17 protein-coding genes are annotated in these 19,933 nt (G+C 58.8%); 15 read left to right on the top strand and 2 right to left on the bottom strand.

Features of this window, described 5'->3' with window-relative positions; translation table 11 throughout:
* The first annotated feature begins 69 nt into the window (after positions 1-69).
* Together EAE_RS00830 and EAE_RS00825 are read left to right on the top strand one after the other, a co-directional pair.
* Positions 70-708, top strand: a complete 639-nt coding sequence (locus EAE_RS00830) for a DUF1007 family protein (protein ID WP_015703175.1) — start codon at positions 70-72, stop codon at positions 706-708.
* Positions 699-1,679, top strand: a complete 981-nt coding sequence (locus tag EAE_RS00825; RefSeq protein WP_015703174.1) for a nickel/cobalt transporter — start codon at positions 699-701, stop codon at positions 1,677-1,679. Before EAE_RS00830 ends, EAE_RS00825 begins: the two co-directional genes overlap by 10 nt.
* A 47-nt stretch (positions 1,680-1,726) precedes the next feature.
* Here the strand turns inward: EAE_RS00825 and suhB are convergent, their stop codons facing one another.
* Positions 1,727-2,530: an inositol-1-monophosphatase gene (gene suhB, locus EAE_RS00820; RefSeq protein ID WP_015370312.1), complete on the bottom strand. Its 804-nt coding sequence runs from the start codon at positions 2,528-2,530 to the stop codon at positions 1,727-1,729.
* Between the two features lie 120 nt (positions 2,531-2,650).
* On the opposite strand from suhB, the gene trmJ reads away from it, so the two are divergent.
* The 11 genes from trmJ to sseB all read left to right on the top strand — a co-directional run bounded on the left by trmJ (position 2,651) and on the right by sseB (position 11,483).
* Positions 2,651-3,385: a tRNA (cytosine(32)/uridine(32)-2'-O)-methyltransferase TrmJ gene (gene trmJ / locus EAE_RS00815; protein ID WP_015370313.1), complete on the top strand. Its 735-nt coding sequence runs from the start codon at positions 2,651-2,653 to the stop codon at positions 3,383-3,385.
* A 244-nt stretch (positions 3,386-3,629) separates the two neighbouring features.
* On the top strand, positions 3,630-4,121 hold the full coding sequence (gene iscR, locus EAE_RS00810; protein ID WP_015370314.1) for a Fe-S cluster assembly transcriptional regulator IscR: 492 nt from the start codon (positions 3,630-3,632) through the stop codon (positions 4,119-4,121).
* A gap of 177 nt (positions 4,122-4,298) precedes the next feature.
* A complete protein-coding gene (gene iscS / locus EAE_RS00805; protein WP_015703173.1) occupies positions 4,299-5,513 on the top strand; it encodes a cysteine desulfurase in 1,215 nt (404 codons plus the stop codon).
* A gap of 26 nt (positions 5,514-5,539) precedes the next feature.
* The gene (gene iscU, locus EAE_RS00800) at positions 5,540-5,926 is read left to right on the top strand and encodes a Fe-S cluster assembly scaffold IscU (protein WP_015703172.1); all 387 of its coding nucleotides are present in this window, start codon (positions 5,540-5,542) and stop codon (positions 5,924-5,926) included.
* A 19-nt stretch (positions 5,927-5,945) separates the two neighbouring features.
* Positions 5,946-6,269 (top strand): iron-sulfur cluster assembly protein IscA, encoded by a 324-nt coding sequence (gene iscA, locus EAE_RS00795; protein WP_012540868.1) that lies wholly within the window; start codon positions 5,946-5,948, stop codon positions 6,267-6,269.
* A 74-nt stretch (positions 6,270-6,343) separates the two neighbouring features.
* Positions 6,344-6,859: a co-chaperone HscB gene (hscB, locus tag EAE_RS00790; protein WP_012540869.1), complete on the top strand. Its 516-nt coding sequence runs from the start codon at positions 6,344-6,346 to the stop codon at positions 6,857-6,859.
* Between the two features lie 15 nt (positions 6,860-6,874).
* On the top strand, positions 6,875-8,725 hold the full coding sequence (hscA, locus tag EAE_RS00785; RefSeq protein ID WP_015703171.1) for a Fe-S protein assembly chaperone HscA: 1,851 nt from the start codon (positions 6,875-6,877) through the stop codon (positions 8,723-8,725).
* 1 nt (position 8,726) lies between these two features.
* A complete protein-coding gene (gene fdx, locus EAE_RS00780) occupies positions 8,727-9,062 on the top strand; it encodes an ISC system 2Fe-2S type ferredoxin (protein ID WP_015703170.1) in 336 nt (111 codons plus the stop codon).
* Between the two features lies 1 nt (position 9,063).
* Positions 9,064-9,264 (top strand): Fe-S cluster assembly protein IscX, encoded by a 201-nt coding sequence (gene iscX, locus EAE_RS00775; protein WP_002913954.1) that lies wholly within the window; start codon positions 9,064-9,066, stop codon positions 9,262-9,264.
* Positions 9,265-9,335: 71 nt separating this feature from the next.
* Positions 9,336-10,622, top strand: a complete 1,287-nt coding sequence (gene pepB, locus EAE_RS00770) for an aminopeptidase PepB (protein ID WP_015370317.1) — start codon at positions 9,336-9,338, stop codon at positions 10,620-10,622.
* An 84-nt stretch (positions 10,623-10,706) separates the two neighbouring features.
* A complete protein-coding gene (gene sseB, locus EAE_RS00765; protein ID WP_015703169.1) occupies positions 10,707-11,483 on the top strand; it encodes an enhanced serine sensitivity protein SseB in 777 nt (258 codons plus the stop codon).
* Between the two features lie 43 nt (positions 11,484-11,526).
* Here the strand turns inward: sseB and sseA are convergent, their stop codons facing one another.
* Positions 11,527-12,375 carry a 3-mercaptopyruvate sulfurtransferase gene (gene sseA / locus EAE_RS00760; protein ID WP_015370319.1) on the bottom strand — a complete coding sequence of 283 codons (849 nt, stop codon included), beginning with the start codon at positions 12,373-12,375 and terminating at the stop codon, positions 11,527-11,529.
* 204 nt (positions 12,376-12,579) lie between these two features.
* Between sseA and EAE_RS00755 the strand changes: the two genes are divergently transcribed.
* Positions 12,580-17,523, top strand: a complete 4,944-nt coding sequence (locus EAE_RS00755; RefSeq protein ID WP_015703168.1) for an alpha-2-macroglobulin family protein — start codon at positions 12,580-12,582, stop codon at positions 17,521-17,523.
* The gene (pbpC, locus tag EAE_RS00750; protein WP_015703167.1) at positions 17,524-19,848 is read left to right on the top strand and encodes a peptidoglycan glycosyltransferase PbpC; all 2,325 of its coding nucleotides are present in this window, start codon (positions 17,524-17,526) and stop codon (positions 19,846-19,848) included. It begins immediately after the preceding gene.
* The last annotated feature ends 85 nt before the right edge of the window (positions 19,849-19,933 follow it).

Below are 19,933 nucleotides of genomic sequence, written 5' to 3'. Positions count from 1 at the left end.
CAGGGCGGGCCGCGGCCTTTAGATCAGGATTGCTGGCGAAGTTCACAGAATTTTTCACGCGAGGAACAGATGAAGAAAGTGAAACACTGCGTCGGTGCGGCATTTTTCATGGTTTTATCATTGTCAGCCGTTGCGCATCCGCACAGCTTCATTAATTTGCAGAGTGAAGCCGTGGTGAATGACGGTCTGTTGACCGGTTTTAAGATGCGCTGGACGATGGACGAAATAACGTCAGCAGATCTGCTCTATGATGCCGGCAATGCAAAGGCGGGCAGCGAAGTATGGAAAAAACTGGCGGCGGAGGTCATGGCCAACGTACTCGGCCAGCACTACTTCAGCGAGCTGTGGCATAACGGCCAGCGGGTGAAGTTTGCTAACCGCCCGGATGGTTACGGCCTTGCGCGTAGCGGGCTGCAGGCGGTACTTACCTTCACCTTGCCGTTGGCAACACCGCAACCTGTTGCCGGACAAACCTTTACTTTATCCACCTTCGATCCGACCTACTACGTCGATATGTTTTATGAGCAGGATAGCGATTTTTCGTTGCCTGCCGCGCTGCGGGCCTCCTGCAAGGCCACGGTAATGACGCCGAAACCCAACGACAAAATGTTGTCTTATGCGCAGTCGCTCGATAAAGAGGACGCGCCGCCGGAAGATATGGAACTGGGTAACTACTTCGCCCAGAAGGTGACCTTGACATGTCAGTAGTCTTTACGCCGCGAGCGCGGGCGCCGCGCTGGAAATCATTCTGGCCGCTGGCGTTGTTTCTGACGCTGACCGTCGTGGGCGGTATCTGGTTGTGGCTCGCCTGGCCGCAGGTACTGTTGCAAAGCGCGGTCTGGCAGCGTTCACTGAATCTTGAGCTCAGCCAACTGCTGCAGGCGGTGGCGGATAATCCGTCAGCGGCGGGGCTGTCACTGCTCGGGTTCAGTTTTGTCTACGGCGTACTGCACGCGCTTGGCCCCGGTCACGGAAAAATCGTGATTACCACCTGGCTTGCCACCCATCCCTCAAAGTTGAAATCGAGTATTGTGCTGACGCTGGCGGCATCGCTGTTGCAGGGAATGGTGGCGATAGTGCTGGTGGTGGTGGTATTGACGCTGCTGCAGCTTCCGGCGCGTCAACTGCATCTCAGCAGCTTCTGGCTGGAGAAGGGGAGCTATCTGCTGGTCGGCGCATTGGGGCTTTTACTGTGCTGGCGGGCATTGAAAAAACTGCGAGTCTTGCTGCGGCGGCCAACGTTTACCGCTTTTACCCCGCATCACGTCCATGATGAACATTGCGGCTGCGGCCATCAGCACCTTCCGGCGCCGGATCAACTACAGAGTGGCGACGACTGGCGCGCCAGGCTGGCGATTGTACTGTCGATGGGCATGCGTCCCTGCTCGGGAGCGATTATGGTGCTGCTGTTCAGCAAGGTAATCGGCGTCTTTGGCTGGGGCATGGCTGCCGCGCTGGTGATGGCGGCGGGAACGTCGCTGACCATAAGCGGGCTGGCGCTGTTGGTGCATGGATTCCGCCAGTTGGCTATCCGCCTGAGTCGCCATCAGGCGCCGGCGATGTGGAAACAGGTTGGTTGGGCGACGCTGGCGCTGGCCGGCGGCGTGGCGCTATTGACGGCGGCTGTCGTGATGTGGAGTAGCGCGATCCCGCCGGGCGGCGGCTTGCGGCCGTTTTAGGGTATAAAAAAAGGAGCCGCGGCTTCCTTTTTACATTCAGTGAGAAATTAACGCTTCAGCGCTTCGCTCAGCTGCTCGCGCATGTTCGCCAGCATCGCTTTCACGACGCGCGGGTTACCGGCTACGATGTTGCCGGTCAGCATATAGTTATGACCACCGGTGAAGTCGCAAACGATGGCGCCTGCTTCACGAGCGATCAGCTCGCCTGCGGCGAAATCCCACGGTTTGAGGGCGATTTCAAAGTAACCATCAACGCGGCCAGCGGCAACGTAGGCCAGATCCAGTGCGGCGGAACCGGTGCGACGGAAGTCAGCGCACTCGGTGAACATATTGCCGAGGATGTTCATGTAAGCGGTAGCGTGCTGCTTCGCTTTGAACGGGAAACCGGTGGCGATGATAGTACCGTCGAGATCGCGAGCGTTGCTGCCGCGCAGACGGTAGCCGTTCAGCTGCGCGCCCTGGCCGCGGGTGGCGGTGAACAGTTCATTACGCATTGGATCGTAAACCACCGCGACTTCAGTACGGCCTTTAATGCGTACGGCGATGGAAACAGAGAAGTGTGGCAGACGTTTAACGAAGTTGGTGGTGCCATCCAGTGGATCGATAACCCATTGAATATCCTGATCTTCACCAGCGTGCTCGCCGCTTTCTTCGGTGATGATGGTGTGCTGTGGGTAAGACTTGCGAATGGTTTCGATAATAATCGCTTCTGCGGCTTTATCGACGTTAGTCACAAAGTCATTGCTGCCTTTCTGGCTGGTTTCTACGGAATCTGGCGTTTCGTAGTGCTTGGCAATTAAATTACCCGCCTTGCGCGCTGCGCGCACGGCAATGTTCAGCATCGGATGCATCGGTATCTCTCACTGGATGTTAAAGAACGGGAAAAAACGGCGCATATAGTAACAGCGAATTCTGCTTATGTCTCCGTTTTATGTTAGCATGCACGAATAATCTTTAGCCGAAGAACCATAATGCTGCAAAATATTCGAATCGTACTGGTAGAAACCTCACACACCGGCAATATGGGCTCCGTTGCCCGCGCGATGAAAACCATGGGCTTAACTAACCTGTGGCTGGTCAACCCGCTGGTGAAACCTGATTCCCAGGCCATCGCGCTGGCCGCTGGCGCCAGCGATGTGATTGGTAACGCGCAGATCGTCGATACCCTTGATGAAGCGCTGGCGGGCTGTAGCCTGGTGGTTGGCACCAGCGCGCGCTCCCGCACGCTGCCGTGGCCGATGCTGGATCCGCGCGAATGCGGTCTGAAAAGCGTCGCCGAAGGTCAGCATGCGCCGGTCGCGCTGGTCTTTGGCCGCGAGCGCGTTGGCCTGACTAACGACGAACTGCAGAAATGCCACTATCACGTGGCGATCGCCGCCAACCCCGAGTACAGCTCGCTGAACCTGGCAATGGCGGTGCAGGTTATCGCCTATGAAGTGCGAATGGCCTGGCTGGCGACTCAGGAACAGGCGCAACCGGCGGTTGAACATGAAGAAACGCCGTATCCGCTGGTCGATGATTTAGAACGTTTCTACGGCCACCTTGAGCAGACGCTGCTGGCGACCGGTTTTATCCGCCCGAATCATCCGGGACAGGTGATGAACAAGTTGCGTCGCCTGTTCACCCGCGCGCGTCCGGAAAGCCAGGAGCTGAACATCCTGCGCGGGATGCTGGCGTCTATTGAGCAGCAGAATAAAGGTAAGTAAGCGCGTTAACGCCGGATGGCGCTTCGCTTATCCGGCCTACGAATCTGTTGTAGCCCGGGCGAGGCCTTTGGCCGACCCCGGGAGCGGCTCGAAATTAATAACGGCACGGAAAGCCAAATACCTGACTAAAACAGTCAAGTAAATAGTTGACCAATTTACTCGGGAATGTCAGACTTGGCCCTGCTATGCAATACCCATATTAATAAAAAGCCCGGGCAGGGGCGAGTTTGAGGTTAAGTAAGACATGAGACTGACATCTAAAGGGCGTTATGCCGTGACCGCAATGCTTGACGTTGCGCTCAACTCTGAAACGGGTCCGGTTCCGTTGGCAGATATTTCAGAGCGTCAGGGAATTTCGCTTTCCTATCTGGAACAGCTGTTCTCTCGCCTGCGTAAAAATGGTCTGGTATCCAGCGTTCGTGGACCAGGCGGCGGTTACCTGTTAGGTAAAGAAGCTGGCAGCATCGCCGTAGGCGAAGTGATCAGCGCCGTAGACGAATCCGTTGACGCCACCCGTTGTCAGGGTAAAGGCGGCTGCCAGGGTGGCGATAAGTGTCTGACCCACGCGCTGTGGCGCGATCTGAGCGAACGTTTGACCGGTTTCCTCAACAACATCACCTTGGGCGAACTGGTGAATAACCAGGAAATCCTCGATGTTTCTGGTCGTCAGCACAATCATGAATCTCAGCGTACTACGCGTTCTCAGGACGCCATTGACGTAAAACTGCGCGCCTAGCACGAGGCTTAGTTTCAGCTTGCGGCTTACGGGCTGCAAGGTGAAACGGCAGGGTAGATAGCAATAATAAAGATTTTCAGAATCAGGCCGGGATGTTGAGACATCTCGTGTACTCGGTCGTACATCAAGCCGGTTGCCTGGTTCCTTGCATTGAGTGATGTACGGAGTTTAAGAGCAATGAAATTACCGATTTACCTCGATTACTCCGCAACAACGCCGGTGGACCCGCGTGTTGCCGAGAAAATGATGCAGTTCCTGACCCTGGACGGGACCTTTGGTAACCCGGCCTCACGTTCTCACCGTTTCGGTTGGCAGGCTGAAGAGGCGGTAGATATCGCCCGTAATCAGATTGCCGAACTGGTCGGCGCCGATCCGCGCGAAATCGTCTTTACCTCCGGCGCAACGGAATCCGATAACCTGGCGATTAAAGGTGCAGCCAACTTTTATCAGAAAAAAGGCAAGCACATCATCACCAGCAAAACTGAGCATAAAGCGGTGCTGGATACCTGCCGTCAGCTCGAGCGCGAAGGTTTTGAAGTGACCTACCTTGCTCCTCAGAGCAACGGTATTATCGATCTGAAAGAACTGGAAGCGGCGATGCGTGACGACACCATCCTGGTTTCCATTATGCACGTGAACAACGAAATCGGCGTGGTGCAGGATATCGCTACCATCGGCGAAATGTGCCGCGCCCGCGGTATCATTTACCACGTTGACGCCACCCAGAGCGTGGGCAAACTGCCTATCGATCTGAGCCAGCTGAAAGTTGACCTGATGTCCTTCTCCGGTCACAAAATTTATGGCCCGAAAGGTATCGGCGCGCTGTACGTACGCCGTAAGCCGCGTATCCGCATCGAAGCGCAGATGCACGGCGGCGGTCACGAGCGCGGCATGCGTTCTGGCACCCTGCCTGTCCACCAGATCGTCGGTATGGGCGAAGCTTACCGTATCGCCAAAGAAGAGATGGAAAGCGAAATGGCGCGCCTGCGCGGCCTGCGTGACCGTCTGTGGAACGGCGTGAAAGATATGGAAGAAGTCTATCTGAATGGCGACCTTGAGCAGGGCGCGCCGAACATTCTCAACGTCAGCTTCAACTATGTTGAAGGCGAGTCGCTGATTATGGCGCTGAAAGACCTGGCGGTTTCCTCCGGTTCAGCCTGTACTTCCGCGAGCCTTGAGCCATCCTACGTGCTGCGCGCGTTAGGCATGACTGATGAACTGGCGCACAGTTCTATTCGTTTCTCTTTAGGTCGTTTCACTACCGAAGAAGAGATTGACTACACCATCAAGCTGGTTCGTAACTCCATCGGCCGTCTGCGCGACCTTTCTCCGCTGTGGGAAATGTTCAAGCAGGGCGTGGATCTGAACAGCATTGAATGGTCACATCACTAATTCGGCACCGATAAGGAGAATTCATCATGGCATACAGCGAAAAAGTCATCGATCATTACGAAAACCCGCGCAACGTCGGCTCCTTCGACAACAGCGACGACAGCGTCGGTAGCGGTATGGTTGGCGCGCCGGCGTGCGGCGACGTCATGAAGTTGCAGATTAAAGTCAACAATGAAGGTATCATTGAAGACGCGCGCTTCAAGACCTATGGCTGCGGTTCCGCTATCGCTTCCAGCTCCCTGGTCACCGAGTGGGTGAAAGGTAAATCTCTGGACGAAGCGCAGGCTATCAAGAACACCGATATCGCCGAAGAACTGGAACTGCCGCCGGTGAAAATTCACTGCTCTATCCTGGCGGAAGACGCGATTAAAGCCGCGATTGCGGATTACAAAAGCAAACGTGAAGCAAAATAATTAAGAGTTGAGGTTTGTTATGTCGATTACCTTAAGCGACAGTGCAGCAGCGCGAGTCAATTCCTTCCTGGCGAACCGCGGTAAAGGCTTTGGCCTGCGTCTGGGGGTAAGAACCTCCGGCTGTTCAGGTATGGCTTATGTACTGGAATTTGTTGACGAGCCGGCGGCAGAAGACACCGTGTTTGAAGACAAAGGCGTGAAAGTCGTGATCGACGGTAAGAGCCTGCAATTCCTCGACGGCACTCAACTGGACTTCGTCAAAGAAGGCCTTAACGAAGGGTTCAAATTTACTAACCCGAACGTGAAAGATGAGTGCGGTTGCGGCGAAAGCTTTAACGTATAATCGGTAATCCCCAACCCCACCGCGGTCACGCCGCGCGTGGGGTTTTCGTTTAGATGCATGACCCTGAGGTTACTATGGACTATTTCACCCTCTTCGGGTTACCAGCCAGCTATACCCTCTCGCTCGAACAACTGGCTGTCCGGTATCAGGATCTGCAGCGCCAGTACCATCCGGATAAATTCGCCAGCGCGCCCGCTGCGGAACAGCTGGCTGCGGTTCAGCACTCCGCCACCATTAACCAGGCCTGGCAGACTCTGCGTCATCCGCTGACCCGTGCGGAATATCTCCTTTCGCTGCACGGCTTTGACCTCGCCAGCGAGCAGCACACCGTCCGCGACACCGCGTTCCTGATGGAGCAGCTGGAACTGCGCGAAGAGCTCGATGAAATCGGCCAGGCGAAAGACGAAGCGCGGCTGGAAGCCTTTATCAAACGGGTAAAAGCGCTGTTTGATACCCGCCATCAACTGATGGTTGAACAATTGCAAAACGAGACCTGGGATGCGGCGGCTGATACTGTACGCAAGCTCCGTTTTCTCGATAAACTGCGCAGCAGTGCTGAAGAACTCGAAGAAAAACTGCTCGATTTTTAATTTTCGGAAGCAATTATGGCCCTATTACAAATTAGTGAGCCTGGTCTGAGCGCCGCGCCGCATCAGCGTCGATTGGCGGCAGGTATCGACCTTGGCACCACCAATTCTCTGGTTGCTACCGTGCGTAGCGGCCAGGCCGAAACTCTGCCCGATCATCAAGGCCGCTACCTGCTGCCGTCGGTCGTGAACTACCACGCCTCGGGGCTGACCGTCGGCTATGAAGCCCGGCTGAATGCCGCTCAGGATCCGGTGAACACCATCAGCTCGGTGAAGCGAATGATGGGGCGTTCCCTCGCCGATATTCAAACCCGCTATCCGCATCTGCCGTATCAGCTGCAGGCCAGCGAAAATGGACTGCCGATGCTCCAGACCGCCGGCGGCTTGCTGAATCCGGTGCGGGTCTCCGCCGATATCCTCAAAGCGCTGGCTGCCCGGGCGACCGAAGCGTTGGCGGGCGATCTCGACGGCGTGGTCATTACCGTTCCGGCCTATTTCGATGATGCTCAGCGTCAGGGAACCAAAGACGCGGCGCGTCTGGCGGGCCTGCACGTGCTGCGTCTGCTCAATGAGCCGACCGCGGCGGCTATCGCCTACGGCCTCGATTCCGGCCAGGAAGGGGTGATTGCGGTTTACGATCTCGGCGGCGGTACCTTTGATATCTCCATTCTGCGCTTAAGCCGCGGGGTGTTTGAAGTGCTGGCGACCGGCGGCGATTCCGCTCTCGGCGGCGATGATTTCGACCATCTGCTGGCCGACTATCTGCGCGAGCAGGCAGGTCTCAGCGACCGTAGCGATAACCGCCTGCAGCGTGAGCTGCTGGATGCCGCCATTGCGGCGAAAATCGCCTTGAGCGATGCCGACGTGGCGCACGTTGAGGTCGGCGGCTGGCAGGGCGATATCAGCCGTAGCCAGTTTAACGATCTGATTGCCCCACTGGTAAAACGTACTCTGATGGCCTGCCGTCGCGCGCTGAAAGACGCCGGCGTTGAAGCGCAAGAAGTGCTGGAAGTGGTGATGGTTGGCGGCTCCACCCGCGTGCCGTTGGTGCGTGAGCGCGTTGGCGAATTCTTTGGCCGTACCCCGCTGACCTCTATCGACCCGGACAAAGTCGTCGCCATTGGCGCGGCGATTCAGGCGGATATTCTGGTCGGCAACAAACCGGACAGCGAACTGCTGCTGCTTGATGTTATCCCGCTGTCGCTTGGGCTGGAAACCATGGGCGGCCTGGTAGAGAAAGTGATCCCGCGTAATACCACCATTCCGGTGGCCCGCGCGCAGGAGTTTACCACTTTCAAAGATGGCCAAACGGCGATGTCTATTCACGTGATGCAGGGCGAACGTGAGCTGGTGCAGGATTGCCGCTCCCTGGCGCGTTTTGCGCTGCGCGGTATCCCGGCGCTGCCGGCGGGCGGGGCGCATATTCGCGTGACCTTCCAGGTTGATGCCGACGGTCTGCTGAGCGTCACGGCGATGGAGAAATCGACCGGCGTGGAAGCCTCAATCCAGGTGAAACCGTCTTACGGCCTGACCGACGGCGAAATCGCCAACATGATTAAAGATTCGATGAGCTACGCCGAACAGGATATTCAGGCGCGTATGCTGGCTGAACAGAAAGTCGAAGCCGCTCGCGTACTGGAGAGCCTGGAAAGCGCGCTGGCCGCCGACGCCGCGCTGTTAAGCGCCGCAGAGCGTCAGGTTATCGATGCCGCCGCGGAGCAGGTTCGCACCGCCGCGGCAGGCGAAGATGCCGACGCGATTAAAGAAGCCATTAAAAATATCGACACACAAACCCAGGAATTCGCCGCACGCCGCATGGACCAGTCGGTCCGCGCTGCGCTGAAAGGCCAATCCGTGGACGAGGTTTAAAATGCCAAAAATTGTTTTTCTGCCCCACCAGGACCTGTGCCCGGATGGCGTAGTTGTGGAAGCTGAGAGCGGTGAAACCATTCTGGATGCGGCGCTGCGTAGCGGTATCGAGATTGAACACGCCTGTGAGAAATCCTGTGCCTGCACCACCTGCCACTGCATCGTGCGTGAAGGTTTTGACTCGCTGGCGGAAAGTAGCGAAGATGAAGACGACATGCTGGATAAAGCCTGGGGGCTGGAACCTGACAGCCGTCTGAGCTGTCAGGCGCGCGTCACCAACGAAGATCTGGTCGTTGAGATCCCGCGTTACACCATCAACCACGCACGCGAGCACTAATATGGCACTGAAATGGACCGACAGTCGCGAAATCGGCGAAGCCTTGTATGACGCTTACCCGGATCTCGACCCGAAAACCGTTCGCTTCACCGATATGCATCAGTGGATTTGCGACCTGGAAGAGTTCGATGACGACCCAAACGCATCCAATGAAAAAATTCTGGAGGCGATTCTGCTAGTCTGGTTAGACGAAGCCGAATAATTTTCGCCTCAAGCGGAAAAATTTTAACGGGCTGCCATAGGGTGGCCCGTTTGCTAATAAGGATAAAGATAATGACCGAAGCCATGAAGATTACGCTTTCTACTCTGCCTGCCGATGCGCGCTGGGGAGAAAAAGCGACCTGGAGTATCAATAACGACGGTATCGCCTTACATCTCAACGGTAAAGACGACCTGGGGTTAATCCAGCGCGCGGCGCGCAAAATTGACGGCATGGGTATCAAGCACGTCGCCCTGAGCGGCGAAGGCTGGAACACCGATCGCGCCTGGGCCTTTTGGGCCGGCTATAAAGGGCCGAAAGGTCAGCGCCAGGTCGAATGGCCAACCCTGGACGACGCGCAGCGCAGCGAGCTGGATAACCGTCTGACGATCATCGATTGGGTTCGCGACACCATCAACGCGCCGGCAGAAGAGCTGGGGCCAGAACAGCTGGCGCAGCGCGCCGTCGATCTGCTGTGCGGCGTGGCGGGCGAAAAGGTCAGCTATCGCATCACCAAAGGCGAAGATCTGCGCGAGCAGAACTATCTTGGCCTGCATACCGTTGGCCGCGGCTCCGAGCGCCCGCCGGTCCTGCTGGCGCTGGACTACAACCCGACCGGCGATAAAGACGCGCCGGTATACGCCTGTCTGGTCGGCAAAGGCATCACCTTCGACTCCGGCGGCTACAGCATCAAGCAAAGCGCCTTTATGGATTCGATGAAATCCGACATGGGCGGTGCGGCCACCGTGACGGGCGCGCTGGCTTTCGCCATTACCCGCGGTCTGAACAAACGTGTGAAGCTGTTCCTGTGCTGCGCGGATAACCTGATTAGCGGCAACGCTTTCAAGCTTGGCGATATCATTCATTACCGCAACGGTAAAACCGTTGAAATCATGAACACCGACGCCGAAGGTCGCCTGGTGCTGGCGGATGGCCTGATCGACGCCTCGGCGCAGAAGCCGCAGCTGATCATCGATGCCGCCACCCTGACCGGTGCGGCGAAAACGGCGTTGGGTAACGACTACCACGCGCTGTTTAGCTTTGACGACGCGCTGGCGAATCGTCTGCTGGCGAGCGCGCAGGCGGAAAATGAAGCCTTCTGGCGTCTGCCGCTGGCCGAATTCCACCGCAACCAGCTGCCGTCTAACTTCGCTGAACTGAACAACACCGGTAGCGCGGCGTATCCGGCCGGCGCCAGCACCGCGGCGGGATTCCTGTCCCACTTCGTGGAAAACTACCACCAGGGCTGGCTGCATATCGACTGCTCTGCGACTTACCGTAAAGCTGCGGTTGAACAGTGGTCGGCGGGTGCGACTGGCCTTGGCGTGCGCACTATCGCTAATCTGCTGACGGCTGAGTAATGGCCTTGCCGGGTGGCGCTACGCTTACCCGGCCAGGAAAACCGTAAGCCCGCGCGGACGGGCGATTTTTGAAGTAGCGAATCTATGTCTGATACTAAAAATGAATTAGAAACTCTGCTGGAGAAGGCGGCGACCGAGCCTGCCCATCGTCCGGCATTTTTCACCGCGCTGCTTGAGGCCACCGTGTGGGTGCCGGGCAGCGCGGCTGACGGCGAGCAGATTGTCGAAGATAGCGCCCTCGATCTACAGCATTGGGAAAAAGAAGACGGCACGTCGGTTATTCCGTTCTTTACCTCGCTGGAGGCGCTGCAGCAGGCGGTAGAAGACGAACAGGCTTTCGTGATGATGCCCGCCCGCACGCTGATGGCGATGACGCTGGGCGAATCGCTGTTCCTCAACCCGAAGCTGCCGAGCGGCAAAGAATTCACCCCGCGGGAAATCAGCCATCTGCTGGGTGAAGAGGGCAGCCCGCTCAGTACCCAGACGGTACTGGAAGGCGGCGAAGCGCTGCTGCTGTCTGAAGTCGCCGAACCGCCGGCGCAGATGGTGGATTCGTTGACCACGCTGTTCAAAACGCTGAAGACCGTCAAGCGGGCGTTTCTGTGCTCGATTAAAGAGAGCGCCGACGCGCCGACCAACTTGTTGATCGGGATTGAAGCGGAAGGAGATATTGAATCCATTATCCAAACCACCGGCAGCGTGGCCACCGATACCTTGCCAGGCGATGAACCTATCGATATTTGCCAGGTGGTAGAAGGCGAGAAGGGCATCAGCCACTTTATGATTGCCCATATTACGCCGTTCTATGAGAAACGTTGGGGCAGCTTCCTGCGCGATTTCAAACAGAACCGGATTATTTAAAGCCTGCCGGGTAGGGCGCAGCCACTACCCGGATATTTTACCTTTACTGCGCCGGCTCGATCGGCAAATCCGTTCTCGCGCCCCATTCGCTCCACGAGCCATCGTACAGGCACACGCCGTTGACGCCGAGGGTGGTCAACGCCAGAACCACCACTGCCGCCGTTACCCCGGAACCGCAGCTGGCGATAATCGGTCGGGCAAAATCAACGCCCTGACGCTTAAAGATATCGTTCATCTCATCAACGGTTTTCAGTTCGCCATTAATCACCAGCTCGGTCCACGGGACGTTAAGCGCGCCGGGGATATGCCCGCGGCGTAAGCCTGGACGCGGCTCATCCGCCAGCCCGTTAAAACGCGCCGCCGGACGGGCATCAACGATCTGCGCCGATCCTTCGTGGCTGACCAGCAGCACATCGGTTAAGCGTTTGATCACCTCCGGATCGAAGTTCACCTCAAATTCGCCTTCCGGCAGGTCGGGTTCGCCTTTCTCCAGCGGCAATTCATCACGGCGCCAGCCTTCGAGGCCGCCGGCGACAATTGACACTTTTTCGACGCCGAAGGTACGTAGCATCCACCAGGCGCGCGGCGCTGAGAACAGATTGCCTTCATCATAAACCACCAGGTGCTTATCGCTGTTGACGCCAAGCTCGCGCATCGCCACGGCGAAGGTTTCCGCACGCGGCATCATATGCGGCAGCGGGCTGGTGTGGTCAGACAGCGCTTCGATATCAAAAAAAACCGCGCCGGGGATATGCCCGTCGCGGTATTCCGCCGCCATATCGCGCAGCGCTTCCTGACCCGCCGGCGCCATCCGCGCATCCAGAATTTGAATCTGCGGGTCATCAATATGTTCCGCCAGCCAGTCGGCCGCAACAAAGAATGAGGTGGACATGAGTGCCTCCGTTTTATTATCGATCGATGAATTGTCGGCGTTTTATAAAGGGCTGACAAGTTAAGGTCGCGGTAGTGGGGAGGTGGTCACGTAGTTTCCCGATTCATCGGTGGTTTCTATGCTGGTAGCTGTTGAGAATCGCCGCGATGACGCATAATAGAACGTTATTGATTGCATCAGGCTCTGGGCCGAGGGGTTAGAAGGATGAAACCATTTCGTTTAGCGGCGCTATCGTTAGCGCTCCTTACCGCGCTCTCATTAAGCGGCTGCGATAACAGCGGCGAACCACAGGCCGTATCGGCGGCCGATAAAGGCGCCGCCGATAGCGCGAAAAAGCCGGATAGCGCGCAGCTGGCGACGTTAAAAGAAAAAAGCCAGGGCAAGGCGCTGACGTTGCTCGACGCTTCTGAAGTGCAGCTAGATGGCGCGGCGACGCTGGTGCTGACCTTCTCCATTCCGCTCAAACCGGATCAAGATTTCTCCCACAGCGTCCATCTGGTCGATAAGAAAAGCGGCAAGGTTGACGGTGCGTGGGAGCTGGCGCCGAATCTCAAAGAGCTGCGTCTGCGCCACCTCGAGCCAAAGCGCGAATTGATAGTCACCGTTGATCCAACGCTCATTGCCCTCAATGACGCCACCCTCGGCAGCCCTTTTGAAAAAACCATCGCCACTCGCGATATCGCGCCGAGTGTCGGTTTCGCCAGCCGCGGCTCGCTGCTGCCGGGGAAAGTGGTCGCCGGGCTGCCGGTGATGGCGCTGAACGTCGACAATGTCGATGTCAATTTCTTCCGTATTAAGCCGGAATCACTCTCAGCCTTCGTCAGTCAGTGGGAATACCGTAACTCGTTAAGTAATTGGGAATCAGACGAACTGTTGAAGATGGCCGACCTGGTTTATAGCGGACGCTTCGATCTCAACCCGGCGCGTAATACCCGTGAAAAGCTGCTGCTGCCGCTTAACGACATCAAGCCGCTCCAGCAGCCAGGCGTCTATGTGGCGGTGATGAACCCGGCCGGTCATTATAGCTACAGTAACGCGGCAACGCTGTTCACCCTCAGCGATATCGGCGTCTCGGCGCATCGCTACCACAACCGGCTCGATGTCTTCACCCAGAGCCTCGAAAATGGCGCCGCGCAGTCGGGAATTGAAGTGCAATTGCTAAACGCCAAAGGGCAGACGCTGGCGCAGGCGAAAAGCGATAGCCAGGGTCATGTTACTCTGCAAACCGATAAAGAGGCGGCGCTGCTGCTGGCGCGAAAAGACGGGCAGACTACGCTGCTTGACCTTAAACTGCCGGCGCTGGATCTGGCGGAATTCTCCATCGCTGGCGCCCCTGGCTTCAGTAAACAGTTCTTTATGTTTGGCCCGCGCGATCTCTATCGCCCGGGGGAAACGGTTATCCTTAACGCGCTGTTGCGCGACGGCGATGGAAAACCGCTGGCGGAGCAGCCGGTGAAGCTGGAAGTGGTGCAGCCGGATGGCCAGGTGATTCGCTCTGTGATGAGCAAACCGGTCAATGGCCTGTATCAGTTTACTTATCCGCTCGACAGCGGCGCCGCCACCGGTATGTGGCACATTCGCGCCAGCACCGGCGATAATCAACCCCGCGAGTGGGATTTCCACGTCGAAGACTTTATGCCCGAACGCATGGCGCTGAATCTGACGCCGCAGGCCGCGCCTATCGCCCCGGATGCCGACGTCGCCTTTAGCGTCAGCGGCGCCTATCTTTACGGCGCGCCGGCCAGCGGCAATCAGCTGCAGGGCAAACTGTTCCTGCGTCCGCTACGCGACGCCGTAGCTGCGCTGCCGGGCTTCCAGTTCGGCGATATCGCGGAAGAAAATCTCTCCCGTAGCCTCGATGAAGTCCAGCTGACGCTGGATGAAAAAGGCCATGGAGAAGTGACCACCGCGAGCCAGTGGCAGGATAGCCATTCGCCGCTGCAGGTCGTGTTGCAGGCCAGCCTGCTGGAATCAGGCGGCCGTCCGGTGACCCGTACCGTACAGCAGCCGATCTGGCCTGCCGAGGCGCTGCCGGGGATCCGCCCGCAATTTACGCTGAAGGACGTTTACGACTACCGCACCGATACCACGGTGAAACAGCCGGTAGTCGATGAAAACAGTAACGCCGCTTTTGACATCGTCTATGCCGATGCCAGAGGCGAGAAAAAAGCGGTCTCCGGGCTGCAGGTGCGGCTGATCCGCGAGCGGCGCGATTACTACTGGAACTGGTCCGATAGCGAAGGCTGGCAGTCGCAGTTCGATCAAAAAGATCTGCAGGAGGGCGAAACGTCGCTGGATTTGCAGGCCGGGCAGATAGGTAAAGTGAGTTTCCCGGTAGGGTGGGGCTCGTATCGTCTGGAGGTGAAAGGGCCGGATGACGTTGTCAGCAGCGTGCGCTTCTGGGCGGGCTATAGCTGGCAGGATAACAGCGAAGGCACCGGCGCGGCGCGTCCTGATCGCGTAACGATGAAGCTCGACAAACCTGGCTATAAACCGGGCGACACCATCAAGCTGCATATTGCCGCCCCGGCGGCGGGTAAAGGCTACGCGATGGTCGAATCCAGCGAAGGGCCGCTGTGGTGGCAGGAAATTGACGTCCCGGCGGAGGGCATGGATCTGTCTATTCCGGTGGATAAAGCCTGGAATCGCCACGATCTCTACCTCAGCACGCTGGTGGTTCGCCCCGGCGATAAATCGCGATCGGCGACGCCGAAACGCGCGGTCGGCCTGCTGCATCTGCCGCTGGGCGATGAAAACCGCCGTCTGTCTCTGGCGCTGGAAGCGCCGGAGAAAATGCGCCCGAACCAGCCGCTGACGGTGAAAGTGAAGGCCAGCGTGAAAGAGGGCGAGGTGCCGAAACAGGTTAACGTTCTGCTCTCGGCGGTGGATAGCGGGGTGCTGAATATTACCGATTACGCTACGCCGGATCCGTGGAACGCGTTCTTCGGCCAGAAACGTTACGGCGCGGATATTTATGACATCTACGGTCAGGTGATCGAAGGGCAAGGGCGATTAGCCAGTCTGCGCTTCGGCGGCGATGGCGACGAGTTAAAACGCGGCGGCAAACCGCCGGTTAATCACGTGACGATCGTCGCTCAGCAGGCGCAGCCGGTAGTGTTGGACGATCGGGGTGAAGGCTCGGTGACATTACCCATCGGCGATTTTAACGGCGAGCTGCGGGTGATGGCGCAGGCGTGGACGGCAGACGACTTCGGCAGCAGCGAAGATAAAGTGGTGGTAGCCGCCCCGGTTATCGCGGAACTAAATACCCCACGTTTCCTCGCCAGCGGCGACGCCACGCGTCTGGCGCTGGATCTCAGCAATCTGACCGACAAACCGCAAACCCTGCAGGTACATCTTACCGCCAGCGGGTTGGTCACGTTGACCGAGGGCCAACTGCCGCCGGTACAGTTGGCGCCGGGCGCGCGCAGCACGCTGTTTGTGCCGGTGACCGCGTTAGCGGGGTTCGGCGATGGTCAGGTCAACGCCACTATCAGCGGTCTGAGCCTGCCGGGCGAAACCTTCGCGTCGCTGCAAAAACAGTGGAAAATCGGCGTACGTCCGGCATTCCCGGCACAGACCGTCAATAGCGGCGCGGTGCTACAACCTGGCGAAAGCTGGCAGGCGCCGGCGGCGCAGAGTCAGGGGTTTGCCCCGCAAACGCTGCAGGGCCAACTGCTGCTCAGCGGTAAACCGCCGTTGAATCTCGCCCGCTATATTCGCGAGCTGAAAGCCTATCCTTATGGCTGCCTTGAGCAGACCGCCAGCGGCCTGTTCCCTTCTCTGTACACCAGCGCGGCGCAGCTAAAAGCGCTGGGCATCAGCGGCGATAGCGATGAGAAACGCCGCGCGGCGGTCGATGTTGGTATCTCGCGCCTGCTGCAGATGCAGCTGGAAAATGGCGGCTTTGCGCTATGGGATAAAGCCGGCCCGGAAGAGTACTGGTTGACCGCCTACGCCATGGACTTCCTCGTCCGCGCGGGTGAGCAGGGCTATAGCGTGCCGGTCAACGCGATTAATAAGGGCAACGAGCGCCTGCTGCGCTATCTACAGGAACCGGGTTTGATGACCGTGCGCTACAGCGACGATGCCCAGGCCAGCCGTTTTGCCGCTCAGGCATATGCCGCGCTGGTGCTGGCGCGCCAGCAAAAAGCGCCGCTCGGCGTCTTGCGTGAAATCTGGAGCCGTCACGAACAGGCGCGTTCTGGATTGCCGCTGCTGCAACTCGGTATTGCGCTGAAAACCATGGGGGATGCGCCGCGCGGCGCAGAGGCCATGAAGTTGGCGGTTACCACGCCGCGCCAGGATGAGAATCGCTGGCTGGGCGATTACGGCAGCCAACTTCGCGATGATGCGCTGAAGCTGGCGCTGCTGGAAGAGAATAAGCTGCTGCCGGAGGTGCAAAACCAGCTGTTGAGCAGCTTGTCGGAAGAGGCCTTCGGTCAGCGCTGGCTGTCGACGCAGGAAACCAACGCGCTGTTCCTTGCCGGGCGTACGCTTGCCGACCTGCCGGGCAACTGGCAGGCGCAAACCTCGCTGCAGGCGGAGCCGCTTGCCAGCGACAAAGCGCAAACCCGCAATCTCGACGGCGATCGGCTGGCGGCGCTGCAGGTGACGAATACCGGCAATCAGCCGCTGTGGCTGCGCCTCGATAGCAGCGGTTATCCGCAAAGCGCGCCACAGCCGGGCGGCAACGTGTTGGGGATTGAACGTGCTATTTTCGATACCCACGGTCAGCAGAAATCGCTGACTTCGCTGCGCAGCGGCGAACTGGTGCTGGTCAAGCTGGAGGTGACCGCCAAACGTAACGTTCCTGACGCGCTGGTGGTCGATCTGCTGCCGGCGGGACTTGAGCTGGAAAACCAGAACCTGGCTAATAGCAGCGCCAGCCTGCAGGAGAATGGCGAAGCGGTACAAAACCTGCTTAACCAGATGCAGCAGGCGGATATTCAGCATATCGAGTTCCGCGATGACCGCTTTGTCGCCGCCGTCGCCATCAATGAAGGTCAGCCGGTGACGCTGGTCTATCTGGCGCGGGCGGTGACGCCGGGCACCTATCAGGTTCCGCAACCGCAGGTGGAGTCGATGTATGTACCGCAGTGGCGGGCGACCGGAACGGCCAGCGGCCCGCTTACCGTTACGCCGTAAATGCGCGCATTACCTCGCATAAAACGCCGCTGGCGCTGGCTGGCGGCGTTTATTTTTCTGCTGTGGTTAGCGGTGCTGCTGGCCGATCGTCTGTGGCCGCTGCCGCTGCATGAAGTCACCCCCGCCCGCGTGGTGGTAGCGGAAGACGGCACGCCGCTCTGGCGCTTTGCCGATGCGCAGGGCGTCTGGCGTTATCCGGTCACCATCGCCGACGTTTCGCCGCGCTATCTGCAGGCGCTCATTCAGTATGAAGACCGCTGGTTCTGGAAACATCCGGGGGTCAATCCCTTCGCGGTGCTGCGTGCCGCCTGGCAGGATCTCACTTCCGGGCGGGTGATTTCTGGCGGCAGCACGCTCACCATGCAGGTCGCGCGTCTGCTCGACCCTCATCCGCGCACCTTCGGTGGCAAGCTACGCCAGCTATGGCGGGCGCTGCAGCTGGAGTGGCATCTGTCAAAAAGCGAAATTCTTACCCTGTATCTGAACCGCGCGCCGTTTGGCGGCACCCTGCAGGGGATCGGCGCGGCTAGCTGGGCTTATCTTGGTAAACCGCCCGCTCAGCTTAGCTACGGCGAGGCGGCGCTACTGGCCGTGCTGCCGCAGGCGCCGAGCCGTTTACGCCCGGACCGCTGGCCGCAGCGGGCGCAGGCGGCTCGCGATAAGGTGCTGGAGAGGATGCTCAGCCAGGGCGTCTGGCCGCAACGAGCGGTACAGGAAGCGATGGAAGAGCCGGTGTGGCTTTTTCCGCGGCAGATGCCGCAGCTGGCGCCGCTGTTTGCGCGCCGGGTGCTGGCGACAAGCGGTGATGAAAAGGTGACGACAACGCTCGATGCCGGGCTCCAGCGGCAGCTTGAAGATCTGGCGATGAACTGGAAATCACGTCTGCCGCCGCGCAGCTCACTGGCGATTGTCGTCGTCGATCACACCGATATGAAAGTCCGCGGCTGGGTGGGATCGGCGGATATCCGCGATGATAGCCGCTTCGGCCACATTGATATGGTCTCGGCGGTGCGCTCGCCGGGGTCGGTGCTGAAACCCTTTATCTACGCGATGGCGATGGATGACGGGCTGATTCACCCGGCATCGCTATTACAGGATGTGCCACGGCGCTTTAGCGATTATCGTCCAGGTAATTTCGACAGCGGGTTTCATGGCCCGGTGAGCGCCAGCGAGGCTCTGGTGCGTTCGTTGAATCTCCCGGCGGTGCAGGTGCTCGAAGCCTATGGACCAAAACGCTTTGCGGCTAATTTACGCAATGCCGGGCTCCCTCTGATGCTACCCGCCGGCGCCGAACCGAATCTGTCGCTGATCCTCGGCGGCGCCGGAGCGAGGCTGGAAGATATTGTCGCGGCATATGGCGCCTTCGCCCGCCATGGCAAGGCGGCGCGGCTGCGCATGAAGCCCGACGACCCGCTGGTGGAAAGGGCGCTAATGTCGCCAGGCGCGGCGTGGATCACCCGGCGGATATTGGCAGGCGAAGCCCAGCCATTACCCGATGCGTCGCTGCCGCAGGCGGTGCCGCTGGCGTGGAAAACCGGTACCAGCTACGGTTATCGCGATGCGTGGGCGGTAGGCCTCAACGCGCGTTATTTGATTGGCATCTGGACCGGACGGCCAGACGGTACGCCGGTGGTGGGGCAGTTTGGTTTTGCCAGCGCCGTGCCGCTGTTAAACCAGGTCAATAATATGCTGCTGGCGCGTCCGTTAATGAGCCGCGGCGGGCTGCCGGTCGACCCGCGTCCGCAGTCGGTGAGCCGCGGCACTGTCTGCTGGCCCGGCGGGCAGGATCTGCCGGTTGGCGATAGTAACTGCCGCAGGCGTTTAGCCAGCTGGCTTCTGGACGCCAGCCAGCCGCCGACGCTGCTGCTACCGGGTCAGGAGGGCGTGCGCGGTATCCGCTTCCCGGTCTGGCGTAACGCAGCAGGAGAAAGGGTCGCCGCGGATTGTCCGGGCGCGACAGAAACTTCTGTTGATGTCTGGCCGCTGCCGCTGGAACCCTGGCTGCCGGTTAGCGAGCGCCGCCGGGCGCGGCTGGGTACGGCATCGAAGGCGTGTCCGCCGCTGCAGACTCAGGATGCCGCGCCGCTGGTGCTTTCCGGCATCCGCGAAGGCGCAGTGATAAAACGACTGCCGGGCGAGGCGCGGGTGATGTTACCCGTACAAACGAGCGGTGGGGAAGGGCGACGCTGGTGGTTTATTAACGGCGAACCATTAGAGGCAACAGGCGCAAGAACGACAATTACGCTAGATAAACCCGGCGAGTGGCAACTGGTGGTAATGGATGAGGCAGGGCAAACGGCGGCCGCCAATTTCACCCTACAATAAACAGGGTAAATCTGTTGTTGGCGGTTTGTGTTGCTAATACTCATCTTATTTTAACAAAATGTTACCTTCGTCCGTAGGCATCGCC

The sequence above is a fragment of the Klebsiella aerogenes KCTC 2190 genome, assembly GCF_000215745.1.
Lineage (GTDB): Bacteria > Pseudomonadota > Gammaproteobacteria > Enterobacterales > Enterobacteriaceae > Klebsiella > Klebsiella aerogenes.
The sequence above is the reverse complement of the archived record's forward strand: the minus strand, read 5'-3'. Positions and strand labels throughout refer to the sequence as shown.